Source organism: Streptomyces bauhiniae, assembly GCF_004784475.1.
Classification (GTDB): Bacteria; Actinomycetota; Actinomycetes; order Streptomycetales; family Streptomycetaceae; genus Streptomyces; species Streptomyces seoulensis.
The window spans coordinates 491,076-499,053 of sequence record NZ_SRRT01000007.1 but is presented as its reverse complement, the minus strand read 5'-3'; the positions used below and the strand labels follow the sequence as shown (position 1 = coordinate 499,053).

The following is a 7,978-nucleotide window of genomic DNA, read 5'->3' as shown; positions in this document are numbered from 1 at the left end:
TGTTTCGGTGGTCATAGCGTGAGGGAAACGCCCGGTTACATTCCGAACCCGGAAGCTAAGCCTCACAGCGCCGATGGTACTGCAGGGGGGACCCTGTGGGAGAGTAGGACGCCGCCGAACTAAATTTAAGGGAAACCCCCGCACCATACGGTGCGGGGGTTTTCTGCGTTCAGGACCAATTAAGAATCAGAATACGACCTCGGCCGTATTCACCGTGCCGCCCTTGCGGCCGGGGACGTGCTGGCCGCTCCAGTACAGGTTGGTGTGCGCGATCACCAGGTCCGGGGTCGGGGCGCCGTACTTGCTGAGGTCCTCCGTGGTGTGGGCGTCGGCGACGAGGAGCGCGTCGTAGCCGCGGACCAGGGCTCCCTGGAGGGTGGAGCGGATGCAGAAGTCGGACTGGGCGCCGGTGACGACGAGCCGGCCCACGCGGTGCTTGGCCAGGACGGACTCCAGCTCGGTGTCCTCGAAGGAGTCGTAGTAGCTCTTGTGCACGAGGGGCTCGTCGTCCCGGCGCCGCAACTCGGGGACGTACTGCCAGCCGGCGCTGTCCCGCCACAGCTCGTCGTCGTTGTGCTGGACCCAGACCACCGGCACGTCCTCGGCGCGGGCCTTGTCGATCAGGGTGTTGATGCGGGCGATGACGCCGTCGCGGTCGTGGTTGTCGGCCACCACGTCGTTCTGGACGTCGATCACGAGGAGGGCCGTGCGGTCACGGTCGGGGAGGGTTGTCATGAGGGTCACTCTACGGGCGTATTACCGTGGGGGGCATGGGAGTTGCTGGTGGTCAGGGGTATGTGGTCCGGGGTGTGCGGGCGGAGGAGTGGGGTGAGGTGAAGCGGTTGCGGCTGGACGCGCTGCGGGACCCGGTCGCTCATCTCGCGTTCCTGGAGACGTATGAGGTGGCTGCCGCGCGGCCGGACTCGTTCTGGCAGGAGCGGGCCGCTCAGGGGAGTGGGGTGCGGCAGTTCATCGCGGAGGCGCCCGGTGGGGAGTGGGCCGGGTCGGTGACCGTGCTGCTGGAGGAGGCCGGGTCCGAGGACTGGGCCGGGTATGCGGTCGAGCGGCGGCAGGGGCATGTCGTCGGGGTGTTCGTGCGGCCCGAGCACCGGGCCAACGGGCTGATCCAGAAGCTGCTGGACGCCGGTGTCGCCTGGGCGTGGGAGCAGGGGGCCGAGCGGGTGCGGCTCTTTGTGCACGCCGACAATCCGCGGGCCCAGGGGGCTTATCTGCGGGCGGGGTTCAAGCCGACCGGGCTCGTGGTGTCGTTCTCGAAGAACGAGGACGAGCGGGAGCTGGAGTTCGCGCTAGACCGGTAGGTCCTCGTGGGGCCAGCGGGCGCGGGCCTGTTCGCGGGAGCGGAGCAGGGCCAGCGTCGGCAGGCCCTCGGCGGGGCCGGTGCCGAGCAGCTCGGGGAGCTGGGGGAGCGGGGCGACCGCCGCCACGTCGTCCAGGATCAGGGTGAGTGGTGGGTCGAGCCGACCGGAGGATGACCGTTCGGCCATGCGCCGGCCGTGCTCGACCACGCTCGAGACGAGGGCCGTCAGCAGGGGCATCGCGCCCGGCCGCGTCCTGGGGTCCTCGATGGGTTCACCGACCACATAGAGCGTGCCCCCTTCGTGGACGAAGGAATCCAGGGCGAGCGTGTCGGTTCGGTGTGGGGTGCACGATTCGCGGATGTTGACCGTGAGGAGCGCGGAGAGCGCCCGGCCGGTCAACTCCTGGGCGATGTCCCGGCGTTCCGGGTACGACGTGAGGGCCGCCTCCAGTTCGCCCGCGGAGCCGGGGGCCGCCTTGGGGTGGGTGCGCAGGGTGCGTACCGCGTCCTGGAGCTGGGTGCCCTGGGTCCAGCGGTGGACGTGGCGGATGGTGCGGCCGTCCAGCGCGGCGGCGTGCAGGAAGCTGCGCAGCAGGGTGGTGGCGGTGTCGGTGACGGCCTGGTCGATACGGGCCGTGGGCCGGACGGGGGCGAGGAGCGCCGTGGCCCGGCTCAGCGCGGTGGGGCGGTCCTCGCAGCCGGCCGTGGGCGACCAGTGCAGGCGGGCCGGGGTGTCGCAGCGGTGGGTGGGGTCGTAGAGGAGGACGGGGCCGAGCTTGGCCCGCGCGTCCTTGGTCTCCTGCCAGAGCGCCGGGTCGGAGGTGACGACCAGGGCGGGGCCGGGGGCGTCCTGGAGGGCCGTGAGCGCGGAGGCGTGGCGGATCTCGGGGGTGCCGTAGCGGAGGGGGCCCTGAGGCTGTTCCACGACCGGCGGGGGCTGTTCCACGGCGGGCTGGGGCTTCTCCATGACGACAGGCGGCGGCGCTGCGAAGACCGGCTGCTCGATCCGTGGCTCCGGCACCGCCTTCTCCGCCACCGGCGCCTCCGGAGGCCCCGCGAGCCTCCGTACCCGCCCGGCGCGCCAGCGGGCCACCGTGCCGAGGACGAAGACGGTCAGGACCAGCAGGATGAGCAACTGGCCGATGAACAGGCCCCAGAAGAGGCCCCAGCCGGGGAGGCGGTCCGGTGGGGTGCCCGCCCAGGCGCCGGCGATGTCGTGCGGCTGGGCGACGAGGTGGCGTATGGCCAGCGGGGTGCGGGTGAAGGCCAGCGGGGCCGGCCAGGTGCCCCGCGCGAAGAGGGCCGCGAGGCCGGTGGCCGTCCACACCAGGACCGTCATGCCGAGGAGGAAGGCGAGCAGGCCGACCAGGAGGCCGTCCGGAATCCCGCCTCCCTCGCCCGCGCGTCCGGCGTCCCGCCGCTCGTCCGCTCGCACGTGCTCTCCCTACGCCACGGTCGACTCGGAGTCGCCCACGTGCTGTTCCACGAAGGCCGCGGCCCGCTGCTCGGCCTCCAGCTCGGCGGCGCGCAGGGCGTCGTCGAAGTCGGCGGAGGACTCGGTCATCGCGCGGTCGGTGAAGACCAGGGGGCGTTCGGTCTCGGTGACCAGGTGTTTGACCACCTGGACGTTGCCGTTGACGTCCCAGACCGCGATACCGGGGGTGAGCGTCGGGATGATCTCCACGGCCCAGCGGGGCAGGCCGAGGACCCGGCCGGTCGCTCTGGCCTCGTCGGCCTTCTGGGCGTAGATCGTCCTGGTGGAGGCCATCTTGAGGATCGCGGCCGCCTCCTTCGCCGCCGCGCCGTCGACCACGTCGGAGAGGTGGTGGACGACGGCGACGAAGGACAGGCCGAGGCGCCGGCCGAACTTCAGCAGCCGCTGGAAGAGCTGGGCCACGAAGGGGCTGTTGATGATGTGCCAGGCTTCCTCGACCAGGAAGATGCGCTTCTTGCGGTCGGGCCTGATCCAGGTGTGCTCCAGCCACACGCCGACGATCGCCATCAGGATGGGCATGGCGATGGAGTTGCGGTCGATGTGCGAGAGGTCGAAGACGATCAGCGGGGCGTCCAGGTCGATGCCGACCGTGGTCGGGCCGTCGAACATGCCGCGCAGGTCGCCGTCGACCAGCCGGTCGATGACCAGGGCGACGTCCAGGCCCCAGGCCCGTACGTCGTCTATGGCCACGTTCATCGCCTCGGCGGACTCCGGCTCGGGGTGGCGGAGCTGCTCGACGATGTCGGTGAGGACGGGCTGGCGGTCGACGATGGTCTCGTTGACGTAGGAGTGGGCGACCTTGAGGGCGAAGCCGGAGCGTTCGTCCAGGCCGTGGCCGAGCGCGACCTCGATGATCGTGCGGAGCAGCGCGAGCTGGCCCGTGGTGGTGATCGCGGGGTCGAGCGGGTTGAGCCGGATGCCGTGGTTGAGCGCGGCGGTCGGGTCGAGCCGGATGGGGGTTATCCCCAGCTCCTCCGCGATGAGGTTCCATTCGCCGACGCCGTCCTCGCCCTGGGCGTCCAGGACGACGACCTGGCGGTCCTTGAAGCGGAGCTGGCGCAGGACGTACGTCTTCTCCAGCGCCGACTTGCCGTTGCCGGACTCGCCGAGGACGAGCCAGTGCGGGGCCGGGAGCTGCTGGCCGTAGAGCTGGAAGGGGTCGTAGATGTAGCCCTTCCCGGAGTAGACCTCGCGGCCGATGATGACGCCCGAGTCGCCGAGGCCGGGGGCGGCCGTCGGCAGGTAGACCGCCTGGGCCTGCCCGGTGGAGGTACGCACCGGGAGGCGGGTGGTCTCGACCTTCCCGAAGAGGAAGGACGTGAAGGCGTCGGTGAGGACGGACAGCGGGTCTCGCATGGAGAGCCTCTACCTTCGGATGCCGGTGGCGAACGGGAGGGTGTTCACGAACGCGCGGTGGTGCTCGCGGTCGCACCACTCCAGCTTCAGGTACGACTTGCCCGCCGAGGCGCGGATCGTGCGCTTGTCGCGGTTGAGCGCCTCGGGGGAGCGGGCGGAGACGGTGATGTAGCCGACGAGGTTGACGCCGGCGGCTCCGCTGGCGAGGTCCTCGCCGCGCTGGTCGAGGCGGGAGTGGGCGGCGACGTCGCGCGGGTCGACGGTGCGGTTCATCTTGGCGGCGCGGGACGCCTCGGCCTCGTCGTTGGTCTTCTCCGTCAGCATGCGTTCGATGGCGACCTCGGTGGGTTCGAGGTCCATGGTGACGGCGACGGTGCGGATCACGTCCGGGGTGTGGACGAGGAGGGGGGCGAGGAAGTTGACGCCGACGGGGGTCATCGGCCACTCCTTCACCCAGGCGGTGGCGTGGCACCAGGGGGCGCGGGTGGTGGACTCGCGGGTCTTGGCCTGGAGGTAGGTGGGCTCCATGGCGTTCAGCTCGGCGGGCCAGGCGTTGCGCTGGGTCATGGCCTGGATGTGGTCGATGGGGTGGTCCGGGTCGTACATGGAGTGGATCAGGGAGGAGAGGCGGCCCTGTCCGAGGGGCTGGCGGACCCGGATGTCGGCTTCCTGGAGGCGGGAGCAGATGTCGGTCAGCTCGCGGGCCATCACGATGGCGAGTCCGGCGTCGCGGTCGAGCTTGCGGCCGGCCTGGGGGCGGGCGGCGCGGGCCATGGCGTGGGCCTCGGCGGCCAGGTCGCGGCTGTAGTTCATGCAGGCGACGAGGTAGGCGCGGTGCTGCTCGCTGCTGGTGGAGACCATGGACTGGAGCTGGTCGTAGGACCGCTGGAGCCACTCGGGGGAGCGGCCGTCGCCGCGCAGGACGACGTCCTTGGCGTGGGCGTCGGGGTCGGCGGGGAGCGTGCGGGCGAGCATCTGGATGCGGGTGACGAAGCCGTCGCCGTTGGCCACGTGCTTGAGGAGGGTGCCGAAGCGGTCGACGAGGGCTTCCTGGTCCTCGGAGTCGCGCAGGCCGACGCCGGGGCCCTCGATCTCGATGGCGGCGGTGACGGTCTTGCGGTCGGCGTGCAGCAGTACGGCGATCTCGTCGGGGCCGAAGGGGGCGGCGAGCCAGGTGATGCGGCCGATGCCGGGGGGCGGGCCGATCTCGACCTCGCGGCCGTCGAGGCGGATGCCGGCCTCCATGACGGGGGAGCGGTAGACGGCCTCGCGCTTGACGGTGCGCTTGTAGGAGCGGTTGATCTCGAACCACTTGTAGAAGGTGCGGCGCTTGTACGGCACGTAGACCGCGGCGACCGCGAGCATCGGGAGGCCGCTGAGGAGCGCGATGCGCAGGGGGAGGGCGGGTACGAGGAGGCCGCACATCATGCCGAGGAACGCGCCGACGACGATCAGGGCGATCTCGCCGGACTCGCGGTTGCGGCCGATGATCGCGTTGGGCCGGGCGCGGCCGATGAGATACGTACGGCGGGGCGAGACCGGATGGGACAGGTGGGCCTCGGTCGTCAACGCCCTTCACCTCCAGAGCGGTTGGTGCTGCTGTTGCGGGTGTTGCCTGCGTGCGGGGTGTTGACCGGGCTGGGTGCGCGGGGTGCGGGGGCCGCGGCGGGGGCGTTCTGGGGGGTGCGGCCGCTGTGGGCGGCGACGCCGCCGGAGGCGGGGTTGGCGGGGCGGGGGGTACTGGCGCCCTGTCCGCCGCCGCCCGCGCCTGTGTCGGCGCGGGTGCTGTGGGTCTTGATGCCCTGGGCGACGAGGGTGGCGGGGGAGCTGATGACGGCGGCGGCCTTGCCCTCGGCGCCCTGCATGATGCGGTTGTTGCGGGAGCCGGCGATCTCGTCGCCGAAGCCGGGGACGAAGCGGTAGATCATCGCGCTGGCGAAGATGGCGAGCAGGATGATGGAGAGGCCGGAGACGACGGCGCCGAAGGCGTCGGGGCCGCTGTCGCCGGAGAGGGCGCCGGCGAGGCCGAGGACGATGACGATGACCGGTTTGACCATGATGACGGCGATCATGATGCCGGCCCAGCGGCGGACGTGGCCCCACAGGTTCTTGTCGACGAGGCCGGCGTAGACGACGGTGCCGAGGAGGGCGCCTACGTACAGCAGGGCTGCGCGGATGACGAGTTCGAGCCAGAGGACGCCTGCGGCGAGGATGCTGACGAGGGAGACGACGATCAGCATGATGGGGCCGCCGCCGATGTTGTCGCCCTTCTCCAGGGCGCCGGAGAAGGTGCCGAAGAACGTGTCGGCCTGGTCGCCGGTCGCCTTCGCCAGGACGTCGGTGACGCCGTCGGCGGCGGAGACGACTGTGTAGAGGATCAGGGGGGTGAAGGCGGAGGCCAGCACCGTGAGCCAGAGGAAGCCGACGGCTTCGGAGATGGCGGTGGTGAGGGGGACGCCCCGCACCGCTCGCTTGGCCACGGCCAGGAGCCACAGGACGAGCGTGAGGATCGTCGAGGCGGCGAAGACGACTGCGTACTGCTGCAGGAACTTCGGGTTGGTGAAGTCGACGTTCGCGGTCTCCTTCACGGCGTCACTGAGCTTGCCGATCGTCCACGAGGCGGCGTCGGCGCAGCCTTTGGCGAGGGATGCGAGGGGGTCGAGGGAGGAGGTGAGGGGGTTGTCGGTGGTGAGGCCCTTACGGGAGCTGCCTCCGCTGTCTTCCTTCTCGCAGAACTCCTTGGCCGCGCCCCGGATCAGGTCACACGCCTCGTTGCCCGAGGTCGGCTTGGGGCTGGGTGCGGCGACGGCGCGGGTGGCCACCAGCACGGCGGCCGTCTGCACGGCCGTGAGGACCGCCGTGATCCTGAGGACGCGGTGGTTAGCGCGCATACGTGAACCCTCCGAACTCCTCGACGGCCTTCGTCATGTCGTTGGCGGTGGAAGCCCGCTGGTCGCGCCCCACGGGAACGGGCCCGTCCTTCTGCTGGAAGTCGGTGATCTTCCAGTCGCCGTCGGTCCAGCGCAGCTCGTACGTGGTGGTGTACCAGCTCTCGGTGACCGGGTTCTTCGAGGTCTCGCCGGACAGCCCGAACAGCGACGTGTACCAGACCTCCACGGTGGCGCTGTCCTGCGCGGACGCGGTGGTCTTGGTGCCGACCGGGATGGTGCGGGAGACGAAGGTCTCGCCCTTGGGGGCGCTGCCGTCCTTCGCCAGCCCGATGTTGGCGAGGAACCTCTCGTCCGAGTAGGCGCGGTCCATGGCCGACTGCTTGGCAGCCGCGGTGTCGGAGGCGTAGACCGTGTCCACGATCTGGTGCCGCCACCCGGTGTCGAACATCTCCGCCGACCCCAGCGCCACCGCGTAGTTGGCCGCCGCGCTCTCCGCCCCCTGCTTTGTGTGGGGGAAGTTGGCCGGGATGCCGTTCTGCTTGGTGGGGACGGGGGTGTGGCCGGAGGCCGCGGTGGGGGCCGCTGCCGGCTGGTTGGGGCCCTTGGCCGGGGTGTTCGGGGATGAGGAGTTGTCGCGGTTGGCGAAGGCGATGGCTGCGATGAGGAGGACGACGACGCCTACGACGGTGATGAGGCTGCGGGAGGAGGAGCGGGGGGTGCGGCGGGGGGCGCCGCCGTAGGGGTCGCCGCCGGGGAGGTGGGTGCGGGTGTGCCCGGTGTCGGGGTAACCGTGTTCGCCTGAGGTGCTCATGCCGCGTCCGCCCTCTCCGCCTCGTGTTCATACGACGGTAGCCGGGCTGGTCCTCGCGCGGGCGCGGTGTGGTGACTGGACATCAGGGAAACGCGACCTCGAGTCCG

The 7,978-nt window shown here is 71.0% G+C and carries 7 protein-coding genes and 1 rRNA gene; 2 read left to right on the top strand and 6 right to left on the bottom strand.

What is annotated here, in order from left to right; translation table 11 throughout:
* The first annotated feature begins 3 nt into the window (after positions 1-3).
* A 5S ribosomal RNA gene (rrf, locus tag E5083_RS25090) occupies positions 4-120 on the top strand.
* Positions 121-186: 66 nt separating this feature from the next.
* Here the strand turns inward: rrf and E5083_RS25085 are convergent.
* The gene (locus E5083_RS25085; protein WP_135787943.1) at positions 187-735 is read right to left on the bottom strand and encodes a cysteine hydrolase family protein; all 549 of its coding nucleotides are present in this window, start codon (positions 733-735) and stop codon (positions 187-189) included.
* Between the two features lie 35 nt (positions 736-770).
* On the opposite strand from E5083_RS25085, the gene E5083_RS25080 reads away from it, so the two are divergent.
* Positions 771-1,319, top strand: a complete 549-nt coding sequence (locus E5083_RS25080; RefSeq protein ID WP_208754144.1) for a GNAT family N-acetyltransferase — start codon at positions 771-773, stop codon at positions 1,317-1,319.
* Here the strand turns inward: E5083_RS25080 and E5083_RS25075 are convergent.
* The 5 genes from E5083_RS25075 to E5083_RS25055 are packed head-to-tail and all read right to left on the bottom strand — an operon-like array spanning position 1,308 to position 7,871.
* Positions 1,308-2,753 carry a type VI secretion protein gene (locus tag E5083_RS25075; RefSeq protein ID WP_135787942.1) on the bottom strand — a complete coding sequence of 482 codons (1,446 nt, stop codon included), beginning with the start codon at positions 2,751-2,753 and terminating at the stop codon, positions 1,308-1,310. The genes E5083_RS25080 and E5083_RS25075 overlap by 12 nt on opposite strands.
* 9 nt (positions 2,754-2,762) lie before the next feature.
* Complete coding sequence (locus E5083_RS25070) at positions 2,763-4,169, bottom strand: ATP-binding protein (RefSeq protein ID WP_135787941.1); 1,407 nt, start codon at positions 4,167-4,169, stop codon at positions 2,763-2,765.
* A gap of 9 nt (positions 4,170-4,178) precedes the next feature.
* Entirely contained in the window at positions 4,179-5,738 is a 1,560-nt protein-coding gene (locus E5083_RS25065) for an SCO6880 family protein (protein WP_030804205.1), read from the bottom strand.
* Positions 5,735-7,060 (bottom strand): hypothetical protein, encoded by a 1,326-nt coding sequence (locus tag E5083_RS25060; RefSeq protein WP_135787940.1) that lies wholly within the window; start codon positions 7,058-7,060, stop codon positions 5,735-5,737. Before E5083_RS25060 ends, E5083_RS25065 begins: the two co-directional genes overlap by 4 nt.
* On the bottom strand, positions 7,050-7,871 hold the full coding sequence (locus E5083_RS25055; RefSeq protein ID WP_135787939.1) for a hypothetical protein: 822 nt from the start codon (positions 7,869-7,871) through the stop codon (positions 7,050-7,052). Before E5083_RS25055 ends, E5083_RS25060 begins: the two co-directional genes overlap by 11 nt.
* Positions 7,872-7,978: the final 107 nt, after the last annotated feature.

Excerpts from the sequence above, each read along its gene's own strand:
- E5083_RS25085 (WP_135787943.1), bottom strand. The coding sequence starts at position 735 with ATGACAACCCTCCCCGACCGTGACCGCACGGCCCTCCTCGTGATCGAC.
- E5083_RS25070 (WP_135787941.1), bottom strand. The coding sequence starts at position 4,169 with ATGCGAGACCCGCTGTCCGTCCTCACCGACGCCTTCACGTCCTTCCTC.
- E5083_RS25055 (WP_135787939.1), bottom strand. The coding sequence starts at position 7,871 with ATGAGCACCTCAGGCGAACACGGTTACCCCGACACCGGGCACACCCGC.
- E5083_RS25080 (WP_208754144.1), top strand. The coding sequence starts at position 771 with ATGGGAGTTGCTGGTGGTCAGGGGTATGTGGTCCGGGGTGTGCGGGCG.
- E5083_RS25060 (WP_135787940.1), bottom strand. The coding sequence starts at position 7,060 with ATGCGCGCTAACCACCGCGTCCTCAGGATCACGGCGGTCCTCACGGCC.